Origin of the sequence: Roseicyclus marinus (assembly GCF_030163795.1) — a bacterium.
Taxonomy (GTDB): Bacteria; Pseudomonadota; Alphaproteobacteria; order Rhodobacterales; family Rhodobacteraceae; genus Roseicyclus; species Roseicyclus marinus.
Genome location: NZ_JASJOF010000019.1, coordinates 1 through 19,299, shown reverse-complemented (window position 1 = coordinate 19,299; position 19,299 = coordinate 1). Strand labels below are relative to the sequence as shown.

Below are 19,299 nucleotides of genomic sequence, written 5' to 3'. Positions count from 1 at the left end.
CTGTCCTTTCGGGTGTCTGGGTCCGGGCGGCGAGCTCCGCCGCCCGGGAAATCAACTGAATCATTCAGCGGGCTGGGCTGCGGTGCCCTGCGGCGTGCGGCCATGTTCGATGTCGTGGAGAAGGCCGCCGGGGCGCGTGTAGACCACCCAGGTGATGACGACGCAGATCACGTAGAAGATCAGGAAACCCCACAGCGCCCCAACGGCAGACCCGGTCATCGCGATTGATGTCCCGTAGGCCTTGGGGATGAAGAAGGCGCCGTAAGCCGCGATGGCCGAGGTGAAGGCCACGATCGCGCCGGACTCCATCGCGATCTGACGCTTGCGCTCTTCAGCACCCAAGTGCGGCATCAGGCGCGGAATTTCGCGACCCATGATCACCGGGATCATCTGGAAGGTCGACGCGTTGCCGACACCGGTCAGGAAGAAGAGCGCCATGAAGCAGGCGAAGAAGCCGACGAAGGAGCCCAATCCAAGGAAGCTGATCACACCGAAGGTGGCGACGATCATCAGGGCGAAAGTCCAGAAGGTCACGCGACCGCCCCCGAACTTGTCCGAGATCCAGCCGGTGGCAGCGCGGCTCAGCGCCCCCACGAGCGGCCCAAGGAACACGTAGTTGAGTGCGTTCACTTCGGGAAAGGCCAGGCGCGTCAGCAGAGGGAAACCCGCCGAGTAGCCGATGAAGCTGCCGAAGGTGCCGGTGTAGAGGATGCACATCAACCAGTTCTGCTTGCGTCCGAAGATCACTGCCTGGTCGGCAAAGCTGGCGCGTGCATCTGCGATGTCGTTCATGCCCAACCAGGCCGCTATGGTCGCTGCGAGGATGAAGGGCACCCAGACGAAGCCTGCGTTCTGCATCCACAGCTGACCGCCGTCGGACATGGTCTGCGGTTGCCCGCCAAGTGCCCCGAAGACACCCGCCGTGATGACGATGGGCACGAGGAACTGCATGACCGACACGCCGAGGTTCCCCAGCCCCGCGTTCAGCGCCAGTGCGTTGCCCTTTTCGGCCTTCGGGAAGAAATAGCCGATATTGGCCATCGACGAGGCGAAGTTGCCGCCGCCAAAGCCGCACAGAAGGGCCAGGACGAGGAAAATCAGGTAAGGCGTGTCGGGGTTCTGCACCGCATATCCGATGCCCATGGCGGGCAGCAGCAGCGAAGCGGTCGACAGCGTCGTCCACAGCCGCCCACCGAAGATCGGCACCATGAAGCTGTAGAAGATGCGGAGCGTTGCGCCCGACAGGCCCGGCAAGGCCGCCAGCCAGAACAGCTGTCCCGGGGTGAAGTCGAACCCGATGGCGGGCAAGCGAGCCACGACCACCGACCACACCATCCAGACCGAGAAGGCCAGCAGAAGCGCCGGGATCGAGATCCACAGGTTCCGGCGTGCAACGGCACGGCCCTTTTCGGCCCAGAATTGTTGGTCCTCCGGCCGCCAGTCCTCCAGCACGCGCGGCATGGCGGTGCGTTCGGGGTGGTGAATGTCCTGCATCTCGGGCAGTTGCGGCAACTGGTCGAGCACTTCACCATGCGCAGCGCGCTCCATCGCGCGGATCGACAGGTGCATCCAGGTCAGAGCGATAGCGACCAGCCCGAAGAGCAGCGCAAAGCATGACGTGTAGATGCCCGTGAGATCGAGGAGAGCGCCGAAGGCGATCGGCAGGACAAAACCGCCAAGGCCCCCGATCATGCCAACAAGACCGCCGACGGCGCCCACATGTTTGGGGTAGTAGACCGGGATGTGCTTGAAGACTGCCGCCTTGCCGAGGCTCATGAAGAAGCCCAGAGCGAAGAGCGTGACGATGAAGGGCCAAAGACCCATTTGTGTCGAGAAGGCGATGGCACCGTCCTTGCCCTGGATGACGTAATCCGTGGGCGGGTAGCTCAGCATGAACAGGAACAGCAGGGAAAAGCCGAAGGTCCAGTACATGACCCTCCGCGCGCCAAACTTGTCGCTGAGATGGCCGCCGTATGCGCGAAAGAGCGAAGCCGACAGACTGAACGACGCCGCCGCCATGCCCGCGAAGCGCACGTCGATTCCGTAGACGTCGATCAGGTAGTGCGGCATCCACAGCGCCAGCGCGACGAAAGCACCAAAGACGAAGAAGTAGTAGAGCGAGAAGCGCCAGACCTGCAGGTTCTTCAGCGGTGCGAATTGCTGCGCCAGCGACGGTGCCTTCGCCCCTGTCTTGCGCCGCTCGACCAGCTCGGGATCGTCCTTTGCCAGCAGGAAGAACAGTACGCCGATGATGGCGAGCCCCGCGGCCCAGACATAGGCCACACCGTGCCAGCCATAGGCGACCATGACGAAGGGAGCGACGAACTTGGTGACCGCGGCGCCGACGTTGCCCGCACCGAAGATACCCAGCGCGGTCCCCTGGTGGCCTGCGTCATACCAGCGGCTGACATAGGCGACGCCGATGATGAACGACCCGCCCGCGAGGCCGATGCCGAGGGCCGCGATCAGATACATGATGTAGCTGTCTGCGAGCGTCAGCGCCCATGTGGCCAGCGCCGTCAGGATCATCTGGCTCGAGAACACCAGCCGCCCGCCGTACTTCTCAGTCCAGACGCCCAGGAACAGGCGGGTGACCGATCCGGTCAGGATCGGGGTGGCGACCAGCAGGCCGAACTGGGTGTCGTTCAGGCCAAGCTCGGCCTTGATGGCGACACCGATGATGGAAAAGATCGTCCAGACCGCGAAACAGGCGGTGAAGGCGATCGTGCTCAGGCTCAAGGCGCGCGTCTGATCGGCGCGTGAGGCTGTTGCAACGGTCTGCATGGCGGGTCTCCGGCAATAATAGCTATGTCCCCCTGCATGGGGTTCAAAGCCAGATCTGAGGCCAGAGAGGCGGCTGGGATTTGATCTGGATCAGAAAAAGCGGAAAAGAATATCGAAATAAATGACTTGCTGAGATTTATCATCCACCACAAAGCCAAAAATCAACGACACCCCCGCAAAAGATCAAATCTATGATTGACTTTTATCAATCGTAATAGCGATAATCATCAAACACTTGAGTAGAAATAGGTGCTGCATGCCCGATTCAGCATACGGGGATATCCGAAAACTCGATCTCTTCGCGCAGATGGCCGATGAGAATTTCACGGGCCTGATGCGTGGCGCCTATGTTCAGAATTTTCCGTCACAAATCGAGTTGATCACCGAGGGAGACCCCAGCGATTTTCTGCATGTGCTGGTTTCGGGAGCCGTCGATCTGTTCTCGACCTGGAACGGCCGGGAAACCAGCATGGCGACAATACGACCCATTTCGACCTTCATTCTTGCCGCGACAGTCAAGGATGCACCCTATCTGATGTCTGCGCGGACCTTGGAAAAAAGCCGGGTTGCCCTGATCCCCAGCCAGGACGTTCGCGCGGCATTCGACCTGGATGGCAACTTTGCCCGTGCGATTGTTACCGAGTTAGCGCAATGCTATCGCTCTGTAATTAAATCACAAAAAGATCTGAAGCTTCGAACTTCGCTTGAGCGCCTGGCGAACTATCTCTTGAGACAACAACGACATGCCGGTGGAGGGTCAGTGTTCGAACTGGAGTTCGAAAAGCGTCGTCTGGCATCAGTGCTGGGGATGACCCCTGAAAACCTGAGCCGCGCATTCAAAGGCCTCCAACCTTATGGCGTGACAGTCGCAGGCACCCGCATAACCATAGAGGATCACAACGAGCTAAAGAGATTTGCAAAGCCCAATAGGCTCATTGACGATCATCAGAGCTAACGCAGAACAAAAGAAACCCAGGCCGCATCTGAACCGATGAAAATTTCTGGCCATAAAAGAAAACAGGGCAACAGTTATCTCATGGATGACCCATTCCAGCGCAGATTAAAATGATCCGGCCACGCACAGCTTCTTGATCCTTGCGATCAACATCAACGGTAAATAGCAGCGGGCACATTTCATGATGCGCAGGCCCTGAACTGCGCTGCGCTTATCTAAAGCATTGACACGTCACTCCGAATCGTATGACAAATAAAATAATGGGCTTAGACGCAAATCTAAAAAGGATTAGCGCTGTGATGGAAATCACGTCCACCAGTTGCGAAATCGAGAAAATTCATCGACTTATTCTGAATTTTATCCCAAAGGTTTCGCGAATTGCCTGTGTCCTGTGGGATCAATCGACAGACAATCTATACACCTATGCCAACAGCACGCGTACCGGCGTGCCTATCAAAGCGTATCAATTTCCACTCAGCGCAAGCAAATCATTGACAGAATTGTCCGAAACGGGAAATTATCGGTACATCTCAAATATTTCAGAAAACATCCCCGCGGGAAACAGGCATTCTGACTGGCTGTTGGCGCAAAGTTATCAGACGTCGCTTACCGTCCCGATGCACCAAGGCAAAAGATTTCTGGGGCTTGTCTTTTTCAACTCCGATGATCTGGATGCCTTTGACGAAAAAACACGCAAGGAGCTTTGTCATTATGCGGAACTGATTTCTGCGACCGTGTCAAAGATCCAACTGCCGATCTTCATATTCACCGCTGCCCTCAATCTGCACGATTTCGAAACAGAAAACCATCTGAGCAGAGTCGCGGGTTACTCATACCTTATCGCGTCCAGGCTGGTGGAATTGGGCGCCATCGATGACGAACTGGCTGCGAACATCAATCTGTTCGCACCGATGCATGACCTTGGGAAGGTTCATGTGCCCAAAGACATTCTGCTGAAGGACGGCAAGCTGGATGAAGCAGAATTTGCACAAATCAAGGAACACGTTGAAAACGGATTGAAGGTTGTCGAAAAATTCGAAAACCTTGGTATGTTTCCAGTGTCAGCCTTCACCGTTCTCAAGAACATCATCGCGCATCATCACGAAAAGCTCGATGGCAGCGGATACCCAAATGGATTGAAAGAAGACGAGATCAGTATCGAGGGAAAGATCGTCGGCATAGCTGATATTTTCGATGCATTGACATCAAGACGGTCCTACAAGCCGGCATGGAGTATTAATGACGCCTTTGCTGAATTACACATGCTTGCGCAAGTTGGAAAACTTGACCCGCTTTTGGTGACCATACTTGAAACCGAAAAAGACAAAATAATCAGCCTCCAAACCATTTACTCTGGGCAGGATGAAAATGGTCAAATGCTCAAACAGGCTCTTTGATCAACCTCGACAAGCAGGACATCCTTGACAACGCGCGTTCAATGTCCGACTGCACCTCTACCCTGGCAAAGATTCCTCATGAACCTTGGGTATTCGGCAAAAAGGGTTCCGAGCATCGGATCACAAAGCTGAATTACCCGGAAAGCGGGTTCACACCAAACAGACCGGGATGCGCCCAGATGAGTAAAGCGTAAAGTAAGGCGCCGGCCAACAATCCCGCGACACGGGCCCCGGTCAAATCGAATGACAGGAACGGCCCGGCTTTCACAGCGCGATGCAGGCGCTGCCAATCCGCCCCCATCTCACGACGTTTTCTGCGGTCGATCAGATGACCGCCAAGAACCGCGAAGGCGGCAAAGGTGCCGAACAGGATCACATGCGCGAGATCCCCGTTCGGCACGACATGGGCCGCCGCCCAAAGCGCCAGCGCGGCAAGCATTGGATGACGTGACCACCGGACGATGCCGGGTCTTGCCGGGTCGAACAGGTCATTGCGCGCGCCACCGAATGAAAACGGATTTGGACGCCCGATGGAGAGCGCAAGGATCAGACAGACCGGCCCCATGACGATCAGCGGCACATGGACCTGCCACGGCGCCCAGTCCCAAAGGGCCACATGTGGTGCGCGGCCTGCCGCCGCAATCAGCCAGGCCAGCATCGCGAGCGACAGGGCGGAATAGACCAGTGTGAAACCGACAGAGCCAAGCCGCGCCTGAAGCCGGGGCCGCAGTGGCGGTCGCACGGGCAAGGAATGCGACAGGAAGAACACTACATAGGCGAGGGCGAACTCGAACCATCCCATGGATGCGCGCCTCAAATCCGCTTGGCGGCAGGCAGACGCAGCAAGAGCCCGCCGTAAATGACCGCAAAGCTGCCGAAGGCAAATGTCCAGAATAGCCCTGCCACAGTGTTCAAGGGGCTGGAAAACTCGGGCCATACGCCACCCGCGACCCGCGCGAATACGGACAGGATCAGGGCCAGATAGATCATGACCGTCCCTGTTCCCGCCGTCAGGTCCTGCCCGGTATGACCAAGCGTCGCGCGTGTCATCACGGCCAGTGTCATCAAGCCGATTGCCCCCGCCATCCAGAAATGCTGCGCGCCCGCCATCCCGAAAGATCCCGGCAGGAGGATTTCCGCGGCCAGTGCCAAGGCTCCCAACGGCACGAAGGCATAGCCCGCGTGCAACACCGTCACCAGCGGCTCTGCAAATGTCCGGTGCCCTGCCCAACGGGCCAATCGCAGGGCGTGCAAAACGCCTGCCAGTGCAAGCGCCAGCCCGGTCAGCGTCCCGAGAGGCAACACGACCCATAGCACAAGCGCCACCAGAAGTGCCGCCAGCGCCGCCTTGTCGAAGGACTGCATCGGCGACACGGGCAAGGCGGTGCTGCGCCGTTTCACCAGCCAGTTGCGGGTGAAGGACGGTACCACACGGCCGCCGATGAAGGCGATCATCATGATGCCCGCCCCGAGGCCCAGCCGCAGGCCGTAGCCATGGGCCGCGTAGTCGCCCTTTGCCGCCTCCCAGTGGAAAAGTGCATTGCCGATGATGAAGACCCCCAGCATCGCCAGAACGATCAGGTTGCGCCAGTTCTTGCCCGCCACGATCTCCCGCGCGATCAGGAGCGCAAATACAACCGGAAACGCGAGATCGGCCACGGCTACCAGCAAAGCAGGCATGCCGCCCGAGACCGCAACCGCCACACGCCCTGCCAACCAAAGGCCCGCGAGCATCCCGAGACGCCAGCCAACGATCGGCAAGCGCCCCGTCCAGTTTGGCACCGCAGTCAGAAGAAAGCCCGCGACGACGGCGCCGAGATAACCGTAGAGGAACTCGTGCGCGTGCCATGACACGGGGTCGAAGGCGGTGGGCAACAACACGTGCCCCGACAGCATCGGCACCCAAAGCGCCATCGCCAGCGCAGCCCAGATCGCCGCCCCGAAAAAGAACGGGCGGAACCCGAAGGTCAGGATCGCAGGCCCGGTCCAGGCGCGCATCTTCTCGGCGGTCGTCGTCATATGCCTGTCCTTGTAGCCGCGACGCCGTCCTCGGTCAGGATCAGGTCCAGCGGAATGTCATGGGGTTGCGGAAAGATCGTGTGCAGGCGCGCGCCGGACAGCGCGACGCCGATCGTCACCGGGCGCGGCACCAGCACGGCCAGCGTGAGGTCGAAATAGCCCCCGCCCCAGCCCAGCCGGAAGCAGGCGCCATCCCAGCCAAGACAGGGCGCCAGCGCGATGTCAGGCGTCAGCACATCGGCCTCGGGCGGCGGCACGGGAATGTTCCAGTCGCCGCGCACCACCTTGGTCCCGGGCGTCCAGCGGCGAAACACAAGTGGCGCGGCGCGCGTCTCTACCACCGGCAAGGCGATGGTGACGCCCGCGCGGTGCAGACCGGCCAAGGCCGGGCGTAGGTCGGGTTCCCCCTTGATCGGCCAGTAGCCGGACAGGACGCATCCGCGCCTCACCCCGCGGTCACCCAGCACCCGTTCCAGATGCTGCCCGATCCTGTCCGACACCTGCGCCCGCCCGGCCCGGCCCAAGCGCTCCCTCAGCCCGGCCAGCCGTGCCCGTTCGGCCCTGCGCCAGCGTGCAACATCGTGAGCCTGCTCGGGATCAACGCCAAACGGGTCGACATAGGCGGGGTCCACATCGGCCGCCATGCAAGGCGGCGAGGCATATGTCCCGCGCCCACTCATCACGCGGCTTCGAACCGGGGGAAAAGCACGTTGTTCTCCAGCGCGATGTGATCGGCCAATTCATCAAGCAGCGTGGCCGTACCGCGATAAAGCGACCGCCATGATCCGCAGGCATGTTCCGGCGGCGTCAGATCCTGCGTCAGCTGCCGGATCTGCGCGATGATCTGCGCGTAATCGTTGTGATCGGCGCGCATCACCGCGATAGGTTGTGCTATGCCCGCCCCACCGCCTGCGCGCATGACCGGGAACAGGATCCTCTCCTCCTTGGTCATGTGATCCTCCATCTCGCGCGCCAAAAGCATCAAGGCGCGGGCAAGCCCCTTGGGGACGTCGGGATCCTCAGAATGGACTTCTTCGACGCGGGTCGCCAAGGGCACCAGAGACGCAAGATCGGCCCGGTGCATCTCATGGTAAGTCCTGAGGATGTGGTCGATCAGCGCGCCGGTTTCTTCAGGCGCTGCAGGGATGTCACGGTCCGTCATGGCTTGAGCTTTCGTCGATGCCTCTTCTGGGGGTCTGAATTGGTATTTGATTTACCGATTAAATGACGGTAATGCGTATTACAAATACCAAATCAGGACCGCGACCATGCGCCTCACCTCATTCACCGATTACGGGCTGCGCGTGCTCATGCGCATGGCGGGCACACCAGATCGCGCCTTCAGCGCCGCCGAACTTGCCGCGGAATTCCGTGTCTCGCGCAACCATCTGGCCAAGGTGATATCGGCCTTGGCGGCGGCTGGGTTGTTGGAAACCCGACGCGGCGGCGGGGGCGGGGCGATGCTGGCTCGCGCGCCCGCCGACATCCGGTTGGGCGATGTGGTGGCGATCCTCGAGGCCGATCAGGCGCTGGTCGAGTGTTTCGCCTCAGGCTTCAACGCCTGCACCCTGACCCCGCGCTGCCGGTTGAAGGCGCGGCTGGCCCATGCCGAGGCGGCCTTCATCGACGACCTTAACCGCAGCACTCTTGCCGATTGCGTCTATCAACCGGAAGGCGCCTGACGGGACAGCAGTTGCCAGGCCACCAGCGTGATCGCGCCCCAGACCGCGCTGCGCAGGGCCATGGCGTAAACGGTGCGCATCTCGAAGGCTCTACCCTGGGCGACATGCAGACCGAAGGCCACAAAGACCAGCAGCGTTGCGGCGAGGATCGCGACAGACAGGGGATAGGCCCATCGCCGCCCCTGCCACAGGCCCAGGCCCGCCACGACATAGGCCAGTCCAGCCAGTGTGTTGAACCACAAGACGAACAGGACGACCGCCCCCATCTCGAGCGCACCAAGTAGTGCGGTGCCGCCTGAAACAACCGTCAAAAGGCCGAAGGCAATCGCAACTCCACCCGGAATGCGCAGCAGTCTATTCTGTTTTTTCATCGCAAACGTTCTCCTGAGCGTTCAGCAGCGCCAACTGAACATCGAACAATCGCAACCCCTCTTGCGGGAGCGAAAAGCCCCGCGCGCCAAGCGTCCAGCGGATGGCGACACCCTGTACCAGCGATGTCAGCAGGATGGCGACATCCTGCGGGCTGACGTCGCGCTTCAGGTCGTCCGCAGCCTGAAGATCACGGATCACGGCAACAAGGCGGCCCTGAAACGCGCCCAGAAGCCGCCGGAACACGTCGCGCAGGGCTTGATTGTCTACCTGCAACTCGCGCGAGAACAGTATCGACGGCAGCGCAGGCGTCGCGGATATGGCCGTCAGTTGCGCACTGATCAGCGCCTTCAATCGCGCGTGCGGCTCGTTGGCCCCGACCTCAGCTGCGACCCAATCACGCTGCAACCGGCCCGCGATATCCTCAGCCACCGCCAACCAGAGCGCGCCCTTGGTGGGGAAATGCCGGAAGATCGCAGGCTGACTGAGGCCTATGGCGCGCGCGACATCTGTGGTGCTCAGTCGGTCGGGTCCGATCTCATCAGCCAGTCGCAGAACCTCAGCCACGATCTGCGCCTTTCGCTCTTCCGCGCTTTGACGGCCCGACATGTATCACCTCTTGTTAGTTATAAGTCACTAACATATACTGTTTGCAACTGCAATCCCTATCCCGGGTCGTGCACCCAGACCGAAAGGACCCCCGCCATGCCCGTCACAACCGCCCCGACCGGCTATTCCCGCCTGCAGATCGCGCTGCATTGGCTCGCCTTCGCGCTGATCGCGCAGCAATACCTTTTCAAGGACGCGATGTCGGCCGCCTGGGACCGCATCACAGACGGGCTGGAGGCCGGGTTCGACCCGCTCGTGCTGGCCCATGTGGCGGGCGGCGCGCTGGTGATGATCTTCGCGCTATGGCGGTTGACCCTGCGCGCTCGGCGTGGGGTGCCCCCGGCGATCGAGGCCAGAAAGGTGCAAGGCATTCTCGCGAAGCTCGCCCATGTCGGGCTTTACGCGCTGATGATCCTGATGCCGCTCAGCGGATCCGTAGCGTGGTTCGGCGGGGTCGAGGCCGCAGCGCAGGGGCACAATGTGTTGAAGATTGTCCTGCTGGCATTGGTCGCCCTGCATGTGTTCGGCGCGCTCTACCATCGGTTCGTGTTGCGTGATGGCACGCTGGCGCGGATGCGCCGGGCACAGGGCTGAACCCCATGCGCCTCGCTCCCCTCCTTGCCTTGCCACCCATCGCGCTCGGCATCGCTGCGGCGGTCTGGATGATCGCCTCGGCCCCCGGACCGGCCCAGATCGACGGGGGGGCACCCGCCCTGCCAGTCCGGGTCATGACAGTCGCGGCGGAGGATATCCGCCCGACCGCCACGGCTTGGGGCAACTTGCGGGCTGCTGACACCTGGGTCGCCGTGGCCGAGGTGCAGGGCGAGGTGATCTGGCGCCACCCCAACCTCGAACGCGGTCGCTTGATCCCCGAGGGGACCGAAGTGCTGCGTATCGACCCCGCTGATTATGAACTAACCTTGGCGCAATCGCTGGCCGATCTGGCTGCGCTGGAGGCCGAGAGCGCGCAACTGAGCGCCGAGGCGGCCAACACGGGCCGCATCCTCGAACTGGAACGCGCCCGGCTGGCGTTGGCCGAGGCCGATCTGACGCGCACCCGGACCTTGACCCTACAGGGCACCGTCCCGCAATCGCTCGCCGACGAGGCCGAGCGTGCCACGCTTCTGGCCCGCCGCACGGTCGCGGAACTGGAGAACACCCTCGCCCTGATCCCATCCCGCGAGGCGCGGATCACCGCCCAGACCGCGCGGACACAAGCCGCCATCGACCGCGCGCGCCGCTCGCTTGATCGCACCGTGCTGATCACCCCCTTCGCTCTGCGCGTGACCGAGGTCAGCGCAGAGCGCTTCCAGACCATAGCCACCGGCCAGGTCGTGATCCGCGGCGACGGGATCGCGGCGGCCGAGGTCGTGGCGCATCTGCCGATCGACAGCTTTCGTCGCCTTGTGGGCGACGCGATCAGGGACATGACCCTTGCCGACATGATGCGCGATGGCCCGCCAACGCTGATCGACGTAACGCTCAGCCCGCTATCGGACCCCGCGCAGATCTGGACCGCCCGTGTGACCCGGGTGGAGGGCGTGCTGGATGCTCGTGCGCGCACCGTTCCGGTCGTTGTGGCGGTCGATGACCCCTATGCAGGCGCGGACCCGCCCCGACGTCTGCCACTGGTGCCCAACACACAGGTGCAGATCGCCTTTTCGGGCGCTTCCATGTCAGGCCTCATCGCGATCCCCGAGGCGGCCTTGCATGGCGGCATGGTGCGTATCCTTGGCCCCGATAACCTGCTGGAATTGCGCCCCGTCACCGCCGCCTTCGCGCAAGAGGGCCGCGTTGTCATTACAGACGGCCTGTCGCCCGGCGACCGCGTGGTGATCGACGACATCGCGCCGGCCATTCCCGGCATGGCCCTGACCCCTGTCGAGGCCGCGCAATGATCCGCTGGTTCACCAGCCACCCCACGGCAGGCAATCTGCTGCTTTTGCTGTTCCTCGCCGCCGGTGCCTTTGCCGCGCCGGGCCTGCTGCGCGAGACCTTCCCCGATTTCCGCGCCGTCGAGGCCGAGATCACCGTGCCCTATCGGGGTGCCGCCGCCGAGGATGTGGAGGCCGCGATCTGCGCGCCGCTGTGGGACGGGGTGCAGGGTGTCGAGGGGCTGGAGACCCTGACCTGCACCGCACAAACCGGCCGCGCGCGGGCCGTGGCGACCATGGCGCCGGGCAATGACGCGCTGCGCTTCGTCAATGCGCTGCGCACTGAGGTTTCGGCCATCGACACCTTCCCCGACCGCGCCGATCACGCAGTGGTGCGCGAGCTGCACCGTTCTGATCCCGTCACATCGGTCGCCGTCTCGGGCGATCTGCCGCTGGGCGAGTTGGACCTCTATGCCGACGGCCTGTCGGACAGGCTGACTGCCTTGCCCGGCGTCGCAAGCGTAACGCGCGGGGGCCTCGGCACCCGGACGCTTTCCATCACCGCCACGCGCGCCGTGCTCGACAGCCACGGGCTGACACCGGCCGCCTTGGCTGCCGCCATCGCCGCACAGAACATCGACCTGCCCGCTGGCACGCTGGAGGGGCCGGGCGCGGACCTGACCTTGCGCTTCACCGCAGAACGCGACACGGCCACCGCGCTTGCCACGATCCCTGTGCTGGTCCTTCCGAATGGCGCAACGCTGACACTCGGCGACGTGGCGGTGATCGAAGAAAGCTTCGAGCCGCCGCAGGACCGCGCCTTTGTCGATGGCACCCCCGCGATCGTGCTCGACGTTTCAAAGGCGCTGGATGCCGACGCGCTGCGGGTGCTTGACGGCGTCGCAGCGCTGGTGGCCCAAGAAACCGCACGCCTGCCCGACACGATCACGGTCGAGGTGGTGCAGGATGTGACATCCATCATCCGCGATCGGCTGGTGATGCTGGTGCAGAACGGGGTGATCGGGCTTGTGCTGGTGGTCGCCGTGATGAGCCTGTTCTTCCGCCCCGGTTTCGCGATCTGGGCCGCGATGGGCTTGCCCGTGGCCTTTGCGGGCGCCTTCGTCTGGATGGCGCTGACGGGGCTCAGCCTGAACATGATGACGCTGGTGGCACTGTTGATGGCGATCGGGATCGTGATGGACGACTCCATCGTGCTCGCAGATTCTATCGCTGTGCATGCCGCCAACGATGCGACGGTGGAAAATGTCGCCGCCGGCGTCGCCGCCGTGACGCCCGGCGTGATCTCGTCCTTCCTGACGACGCTGGCGGTGTTCCTCCCGCTCGCCTTTCTGGCGGGCGAGTTGGGCGCAGTGCTGGAGGTTCTGCCGGTCGTGCTGCTGGCGGCGCTCGCCGCGTCGCTGATCGAGGCCTTCCTGATCCTGCCCCATCACCTGAAGGGTGGGATGAAAAAGACCACCCCATCGCGCTTCCGGGTCCGCTTCGATGCAAGCTTCGATGCCCTGCGCGAGCGTGGCATTGGCCGTCTGGCCGACGCTGCTATCCGCTGGCGGTGGTTGGTCGCGGGGCTGGCCATCGGGGCCTTGATCCTGACCGTAGGTGCCCTGGGCGGCGGTGTGGTCAAGCGCGAGGCGATGCCTGAGATCGACGGCGACGTGCTGGAGGCGCGGCTGATGCTGCCCGCAGGCACCCCGCTGGCGCGCACGGGCCAAGCCGTCGCCCAGGTCGAGGCGGCGCTGGACCGCGTGAATGCCCGCCTGACGCCGGAACAGCCCGAGGCACAACCGCTTGTCATCCGCCGTATCACGCGAATGGGCCGCAACCTCTCGGCGGGCGAAACTGGCGCCCATGTCGCTACCGTCGCCGTGGATCTGATGGGCGCCGAGACACGCACCAGCACGCTGGACGAGATCGTTACCCTCTGGCGCGAAGAAATCGGGCCACTGCCGGGCGTCGCCTCGCTGATCCTGACTGAGCCGGGAATCGGTCCGCAGGGCATCGCGGTCGAGCTGCGGCTGACCCACCCCGACCTCGCCACGCTGGAGGCGGCAGGTCGCGCCACACTGGCCGAGCTGGAAACCTATGCCGGTGTGCGCAACGCGATTGTCGACCTGCGCCCCGGTGCGCCAGAGCTGCGGCTAAGCCTATCGCCGGGCGCCGAGGCCTTAGGGCTGACCGCCGCGGATGTGGCGGGCCAGCTGCGCGCGGCCTTCCTTGGAACGCAGCTTGCGGAAATCCGGCGTGGCGATCTGGCCTGGGATCTTGAGGTGCGGCTGGCCGATGGTGACCGTGCCACCCGCGCTGACCTCAGCGTCTTCGAGATCGCCCTGCCTGATGGCGGCACTGTGCCGCTTTCCAGCATCGCGGACGTCATCGAGGCGCGCGGCTGGGGCAGCATCACGCGGCGCAACGGTCTACGCACGCTGACTGTGGCGGCTGACGTAGATGGTCGCATCGGCAATGCCGACGCGATCACCGCACGGCTGGCCGAGGGCTTCCTGCCCGGTCTGGTGGCCGCCACCCCCAACCTCACCTTCGAGATCGGCGGGCAGGCCGCGAATTCGGCGGAAACCGTCGCCTCGATCCTGCGCGGGTTCCTGATCGGGCTTGTGGGCATCTACCTTGTCCTCAGCTTCCAGTTTCGCAGCTATGTCGAGCCGCTGATCGTGATGATCACCATCCCGCTGGCATTTCTGGGTGTGATCTGGGGCCATGTCCTGATGGGCTACAACATCTCGATGCCGTCACTGGTGGGGGCGGCGTCGCTGGCGGGCATCGTGGTGAACAACGCGATCCTGCTGGTCGGCGTCATCAACGCCCGGCGCGCCGAGGGGCTGTCGGCCGCACTTGCTGCCGGCGAGGCGGTACGGTCGCGGTTCCGCCCGATCTTCGTCTCGGTCTCGACCACGATCATGGGCATGGCGCCTCTGCTGTTGGAAACCTCGACCCAGGCCCAGACACTCAAGCCGCTGGTGATCTCGGTTGTCTTCGGGCTCTTGGCGGCAACGGTCCTGATTCTGTTGGTGTTGCCCGCATTCTATGCAGCGCTCGAGGATATACGGCCGAGGAAGCAGACAAGTACCGTCGATGTAAAAGGCCCATGATCCTCAATTTGTTCTTTAGACACAGAAACCATCCGAACCTCCGGCCGCCGAACAGTCAAATTTTCGGCGCTAACGTTGAACGACAGCTTTTTGGAATGCCACAGAACTTTGAAAGCTATTCTTGACCGTCCGTCATGGGCCGTACATCCCCGTTGTGGCTCTCGTCCGGGCACCGGTCCACGCGAAGCCCAATTGCCGTCCCGGGGATAGGGCCCTCAGAAGGCCAAGCTTTACAAAGTCGCCGACATCACCGGCATAACGGTCTTGCACTTAAAGTAACCTATTCTTTTGGGGGTGTCCGCATACCGTGTTGGTCTGCGTCTCTCTTCAGCGAGCGCTCACGATCTCAACACGAGCGCGCGCTCGATCGAGGTCGCGGGACAGACATATTGCGGTCGGGGGCAGAGGCAGCACGATAAGCCAGCGAAGCTTGCGGTGCGATCTTTTGAGATCCGTTATACTGTAGAGGCGGGCACGGGCGGACCAGCCCCTAACGGCAGATGTTGATACGCCCGCTGTTTGCTCAGCGGGAATAGCCATTTCAGGGTTCCAAGTGTCGAAGAAATCTTCGAGCGCGCCTCTCGTCGCATCTTGCGCCCTGCTCGACTTCGTATTACTTTGTATGACGCAGTGGACGGAAGGCCTTGGCTATGGGCACCTCACCTTACTCAATTCGTCTTGACGATGCCCTAAGGCAATCGCTGGAGCGCGAGGCGGAGATCGAAGATCGACCGCCCACCCAGCTTGCGGTGCGTGCCATTCGCGCAATGCTGGAAGCCAAGGCTGCAAAGCGCTCAGCCATTGAGGCTGCCCTGGAACAGGCAGATCAGGGGGTGTTCATTTCCGCTGAGGCGATGAACGAATGGATCGAGTCCTGGGACACTGAGGATGAGGTTTCCGCCCCGAAAGTAGACATCACGCCCAGCAGTACATGAAGATCGTATTCCTCGAAGATACGGCGCAGGACATCCAATGGTTTCGCAACTACTACCGTTCCGTCTTTCCTGAAGGCAGCGCAAAGGCCCGCGCTCACTTGAAAGCTATCCAGATGACGCTGGCGGCCAATCCTTATGCCGGTCACCCAAGTGATGCCCGAGAGAACGTACGTGAGCTGTCGATCCCTCGAACGCCGTTCACGCTCATTTACCGCGTGGCACCGACCCAAATCGAAATCCTGCGCCTCTGGGATACCAGGCAAGGCAATGGTTATTGATGAAGTAAAAGTGGCGCCAGATTGGGCGCCGCTTTCAAAATTTGCCGTAAGGGGCAGCCGATCGGCTGCCCCCATTTTTGAGGTCGCTCAACTATCGGGTATCGTGCGCCCCGCCGCGGCTTCACCTCAGGCGGCGGCGTGCTGCGGACTGCACAGGGTTTGGAGCGCCTTAGCAATCCTGTCGCGATCTTCGCAGCAGTTCGCGCCGATCCACTCGTGGACGTGACGCAGTTCCTCGTCACCGTAGAATGTCATCAATTTGCCGCGCAACTGGGACAGACGATCCATGAGCTCTATTGGCAGACGGCCACTGACCAGATTGCCGTTCAGGCTGACGAAGCGGGTGTCGTGCAATGATACGCGGAGCCGGCGCGCCAAAACGAAGCGCGTCGGTTTGGTTAAACCGCAAACTTCCTGATCCTTACTGACGAAAATCTCGTAGCCCACATTTGCACGGGTCTTACGGGACGTTCCGTAGGCGACCACCAAGCTGTCGGTGGCGTCGTCGCATTCGACGACCAGTGCTGGGCGGTTGCGCTGCACGCCGTCTTGATGCGGCTTCATGTCAAGAAACGGGAAGCGAAAGCTGACGACATCCCCTGGCGATAAAGCGAGCGCAGGCCCCTGTGGGGCAGCCTCTGGCGTACGAGCGTGCAGCTTTTTGCCACCCGCCGACCTGTATTTCGGCATCACATTGGCAAGTTGCACTGCCCGCTCACGCCAGATGGCACCGCGGGTCGAAAAAGTGGAAGAATTAGTCATAAGCGTCTCCTTGCTGTGGATCCGCCCCGATCGGCACCTGCGTGGCGCGTCCGGGTGGCAAGCACCACACCCGGACCGCCTGCGAGCAGGCGTTCTTCTTTCCAGTCCCATCGCCGAAAACGCTCGTGATCGCAGATGATGCGACACATCATTCGCGAATTACCAACTCGGTTATACCTTATGGGTAGGAACGAAAAATAGCATAAACAGAAATACTTAGACGGATTTATGTCGCGCACCCAATGCGCGCTTCTTCGGCCGCTCTAAGTAGGGCTCCAGCTTCATGCCGCACGTCGTTTCGCAGTGTTGCCGGAGTGCCTTCAGAAAGATGAGGAGATGATCACGGGACCGCTTCGCGCGAACACCCTGCAGATCGCGCCTTGGTCCAATGTCGTGGATTAGCCTTCGGTTCCTCAGTGCTTGGCGTAGTTCACCACCCGCGTGAGCTTGCTTCAGCGCATTATCCAGCAGCTCGATAGCCTGGGCCCCCTCGGGATCGGAGCGACTGCAGGTCACAAATTGCTCCGCAACCCGATAGAGGCGTTCCCGAATCCGCGCGTTTTCCCGCATTTTCCGCACCCGTCTGAGTTCAAGGAGCTCAGGATCTTCGCGGCTTGGATCCATAAGGGCCGCACGTTGCTTGGCGCAGGCCCGACTGCAGAACTGCTTGTTGCGGCGAGCTTTGACGAACACGGCCCCGCACCCAGGGCACGTTATCCGTGTGCCAAGCTTGGCCTTGAGATTCTCTCCGTAAGCTCCTGAGTCGTCGATCAGAGTCATGGCTCAAACGGGGAAAGACGGCGGGATCATATGTCAAGATAATTGGCATTGTGCCAAAAGTTGTAACCGCCGGCTCCGCCATCCGGAGCTGCTCAGCCCGCCAGCCGTTAGCGTCCAAGGAGCTGGTGTAATTTCATTGCCGTCGACGGTGTGATCCCAGGTGGCCATCGAGGTGTATGTTCGAGGCGGAGTTTGGCGATTTCTACCACGGACCTTACAGAGAGCCCGATGACCAAGACAAACATGGACCTGTACGAGCTTTTGGCCAAGCACGATCGGGCTCTACCATGTGGGCGATGATGCCGGGTTGATGCCGTTGATCTCGGTCGCCAACGTCGCATGCGGCTTTCATGCGTCGGATTTCAATCACATGCGCGCAACCGTGCGTCTCGCCAACCAGCATGGGGTGAAGGTAGGCGCGCATCCCTCGTTGCCCGACCTGCAGGGTTTTGGCCGACGCGAAATGAAGATCGGCCGCGAGGAGCTTGCGAATTGCCTGATCTACCAGATTGGTGCGCTCACCGACTTTCTTGCGGCCGAAGGCTTGGCGTTGAACCACATCAAGCCCCACAGCGCTCTCTACGGGATGGCGGCGCACGAGGCTGACGTCGCCCACGCGATCTGCGACGCGGCTGACATCTTTGGCGTGCCGATCATCGGCTTGGCCGGTACCCTGCATGAAGTTGTCTGCGCCGAACGCGGTCACACACTTCTGCCGGAGTTCTTCGCCGACCTCGACTACGACGATGACGGACGGCTGATCATATCCCGGGAGCACGATGCAAGAGATCCGTCCGACTGTGGTGCCAGAGCGCTGCGCGCCGTTGCCGAGGGCCGCCTGATCACCATCGGCGGTCGCGAGCTTTCGGTGCGGGCAGAAACGATATGCATCCACTCCGATACACCGAACGCCGTTGCAATCGCGACGGCCGTCAGGAATGCTCTACGCTCGCACTTCGACAACTGACGCCGCACCAACCACCAGCGACTGAGGCAATCACCATCGCGGGCTGGGAGTTACGCCAAGATCGTGGCGCATGATATAAGTCGAAAAACATCTAAAGAGTGGCTCTGAATATTCAGTCCAGTGTTTGCTCTGAGATGGCAAATCTATTTTTCCGGCTAAAGGATGTGCTACGGATTTCCGTCCGTACCTCTGAAGCAGAAATTTTAGTCTGAGCTGTCGGAGAGAGTGCAACCAAGTATGCCGGCACCTAATCTTCGCTGGCGTGGCGCGGTGCGATGGGTATGCGTTGATCGACCCTAAGAGACAGACTCTTAACAGAACTTCGTTATGAACGATGAATGCATGGGAATTAATTAAGTCAAAGTCCTCACAGAAAACGGAAGGCCAAACGCGCCTAACGGAACTCCCCGTTGAGCGCGCCTGTTTTGTTCCCAGCCGCCTGTGCGACGGCCTACTACGCAGGATCTTGGATCGAGCTCGTCAGGACAAAAGCGACCTGGGAACTTTTTTCGGACCCGGCATGGTGGGCGGCGAACCTGACGGAACCCCGCCCACCCAACCGCCTGTGCGGCGGCTTACGACTTGAGGACCAGCGTGCTGCCTCGTTCTTCTCAGCCGCCTATGCGGCGGCCTACTACCCAGGATCTTGGATCGAGCTCGTCAGGACAAAAGCGACCTGGGAACTTTTTTCGGACCCGGCATGGTGGGCGGCGAACCTGACGGAACCCCGCCCACCCAACCGCCTGTGCGGCGGCTTACGACTTGA

18 protein-coding genes are annotated in these 19,299 nt (G+C 61.6%); 10 read left to right on the top strand and 8 right to left on the bottom strand.

Annotated features, from left to right (window positions below):
• Window positions 1-60 precede the first annotated feature (60 nt).
• The gene (locus tag QQK63_RS17265) at window positions 61-2,784 is read right to left on the bottom strand and encodes a nitrate/nitrite transporter (RefSeq protein WP_227428541.1); all 2,724 of its coding nucleotides are present in this window, start codon (window positions 2,782-2,784) and stop codon (window positions 61-63) included.
• A 256-nt stretch (window positions 2,785-3,040) separates the two neighbouring features.
• Here QQK63_RS17265 and QQK63_RS17260 point away from each other — a divergent pair, with 256 nt between their 5' ends.
• Both QQK63_RS17260 and QQK63_RS17255 read left to right on the top strand, forming a co-directional pair.
• Window positions 3,041-3,739: a helix-turn-helix domain-containing protein gene (locus QQK63_RS17260; protein WP_277822452.1), complete on the top strand. Its 699-nt coding sequence runs from the start codon at window positions 3,041-3,043 to the stop codon at window positions 3,737-3,739.
• Between the two features lie 299 nt (window positions 3,740-4,038).
• A complete protein-coding gene (locus QQK63_RS17255) occupies window positions 4,039-5,136 on the top strand; it encodes an HD-GYP domain-containing protein (RefSeq protein ID WP_277822450.1) in 1,098 nt (365 codons plus the stop codon).
• 133 nt (window positions 5,137-5,269) lie between these two features.
• On the opposite strand, the gene QQK63_RS17250 is transcribed toward QQK63_RS17255, so the two are convergent.
• The 4 genes from QQK63_RS17250 to QQK63_RS17235 are packed head-to-tail and all read right to left on the bottom strand — an operon-like array spanning window position 5,270 to window position 8,317.
• Window positions 5,270-5,938 (bottom strand): NnrU family protein, encoded by a 669-nt coding sequence (locus QQK63_RS17250; protein ID WP_277822448.1) that lies wholly within the window; start codon window positions 5,936-5,938, stop codon window positions 5,270-5,272.
• An 11-nt stretch (window positions 5,939-5,949) separates the two neighbouring features.
• On the bottom strand, window positions 5,950-7,155 hold the full coding sequence (locus tag QQK63_RS17245; protein WP_277822446.1) for an NnrS family protein: 1,206 nt from the start codon (window positions 7,153-7,155) through the stop codon (window positions 5,950-5,952).
• A complete protein-coding gene (locus QQK63_RS17240) occupies window positions 7,152-7,835 on the bottom strand; it encodes a 5-formyltetrahydrofolate cyclo-ligase (RefSeq protein ID WP_284283254.1) in 684 nt (227 codons plus the stop codon). The genes QQK63_RS17245 and QQK63_RS17240 overlap by 4 nt, the downstream gene beginning before the upstream one ends.
• Window positions 7,835-8,317, bottom strand: a complete 483-nt coding sequence (locus QQK63_RS17235; RefSeq protein WP_277822442.1) for a hemerythrin domain-containing protein — start codon at window positions 8,315-8,317, stop codon at window positions 7,835-7,837. Before QQK63_RS17235 ends, QQK63_RS17240 begins: the two co-directional genes overlap by 1 nt.
• 106 nt (window positions 8,318-8,423) lie before the next feature.
• On the opposite strand from QQK63_RS17235, the gene QQK63_RS17230 reads away from it, so the two are divergent.
• Window positions 8,424-8,837 carry an RrF2 family transcriptional regulator gene (locus tag QQK63_RS17230; RefSeq protein ID WP_277822440.1) on the top strand — a complete coding sequence of 138 codons (414 nt, stop codon included), beginning with the start codon at window positions 8,424-8,426 and terminating at the stop codon, window positions 8,835-8,837.
• Here the strand turns inward: QQK63_RS17230 and QQK63_RS17225 are convergent.
• Both QQK63_RS17225 and QQK63_RS17220 read right to left on the bottom strand, forming a co-directional pair.
• Window positions 8,819-9,208, bottom strand: a complete 390-nt coding sequence (locus tag QQK63_RS17225; RefSeq protein WP_277822438.1) for a hypothetical protein — start codon at window positions 9,206-9,208, stop codon at window positions 8,819-8,821. The two genes, QQK63_RS17230 and QQK63_RS17225, sit on opposite strands and share 19 nt — an antisense overlap.
• Window positions 9,192-9,815 (bottom strand): TetR/AcrR family transcriptional regulator, encoded by a 624-nt coding sequence (locus tag QQK63_RS17220; RefSeq protein WP_277822436.1) that lies wholly within the window; start codon window positions 9,813-9,815, stop codon window positions 9,192-9,194. The genes QQK63_RS17225 and QQK63_RS17220 overlap by 17 nt, the downstream gene beginning before the upstream one ends.
• A 96-nt stretch (window positions 9,816-9,911) precedes the next feature.
• On the opposite strand from QQK63_RS17220, the gene QQK63_RS17215 reads away from it, so the two are divergent.
• The 5 genes from QQK63_RS17215 (at window position 9,912) to QQK63_RS17195 (ending at window position 16,024) form a co-directional block, all read left to right on the top strand.
• Window positions 9,912-10,409, top strand: coding sequence for a cytochrome b (locus tag QQK63_RS17215; RefSeq protein WP_277822434.1), 498 nt, complete (start codon window positions 9,912-9,914; stop codon window positions 10,407-10,409).
• A gap of 5 nt (window positions 10,410-10,414) precedes the next feature.
• Window positions 10,415-11,713: an efflux RND transporter periplasmic adaptor subunit gene (locus QQK63_RS17210; RefSeq protein WP_277822432.1), complete on the top strand. Its 1,299-nt coding sequence runs from the start codon at window positions 10,415-10,417 to the stop codon at window positions 11,711-11,713.
• A complete protein-coding gene (locus QQK63_RS17205) occupies window positions 11,710-14,811 on the top strand; it encodes an efflux RND transporter permease subunit (protein WP_277822430.1) in 3,102 nt (1,033 codons plus the stop codon). The genes QQK63_RS17210 and QQK63_RS17205 overlap by 4 nt, the downstream gene beginning before the upstream one ends.
• A 650-nt stretch (window positions 14,812-15,461) precedes the next feature.
• Entirely contained in the window at window positions 15,462-15,746 is a 285-nt protein-coding gene (locus tag QQK63_RS17200) for a CopG family ribbon-helix-helix protein (protein WP_277822428.1), read from the top strand.
• Window positions 15,743-16,024: a type II toxin-antitoxin system RelE/ParE family toxin gene (locus QQK63_RS17195; protein ID WP_277822426.1), complete on the top strand. Its 282-nt coding sequence runs from the start codon at window positions 15,743-15,745 to the stop codon at window positions 16,022-16,024. Before QQK63_RS17200 ends, QQK63_RS17195 begins: the two co-directional genes overlap by 4 nt.
• Before the next feature lie 126 nt (window positions 16,025-16,150).
• Here QQK63_RS17195 and QQK63_RS17190 read toward each other — a convergent pair whose 3' ends face one another.
• Window positions 16,151-16,786: a hypothetical protein gene (locus QQK63_RS17190; protein WP_277822424.1), complete on the bottom strand. Its 636-nt coding sequence runs from the start codon at window positions 16,784-16,786 to the stop codon at window positions 16,151-16,153.
• A gap of 1,054 nt (window positions 16,787-17,840) precedes the next feature.
• Here QQK63_RS17190 and pxpA point away from each other — a divergent pair.
• Window positions 17,841-18,533 carry a 5-oxoprolinase subunit PxpA gene (pxpA, locus tag QQK63_RS17185; RefSeq protein WP_277822464.1) on the top strand — a complete coding sequence of 231 codons (693 nt, stop codon included), beginning with the start codon at window positions 17,841-17,843 and terminating at the stop codon, window positions 18,531-18,533.
• Between the two features lie 410 nt (window positions 18,534-18,943).
• On the top strand, window positions 18,944-19,299 hold a 356-nt coding region (locus QQK63_RS17180; RefSeq protein ID WP_284283253.1), incomplete at its 3' end, for a hypothetical protein.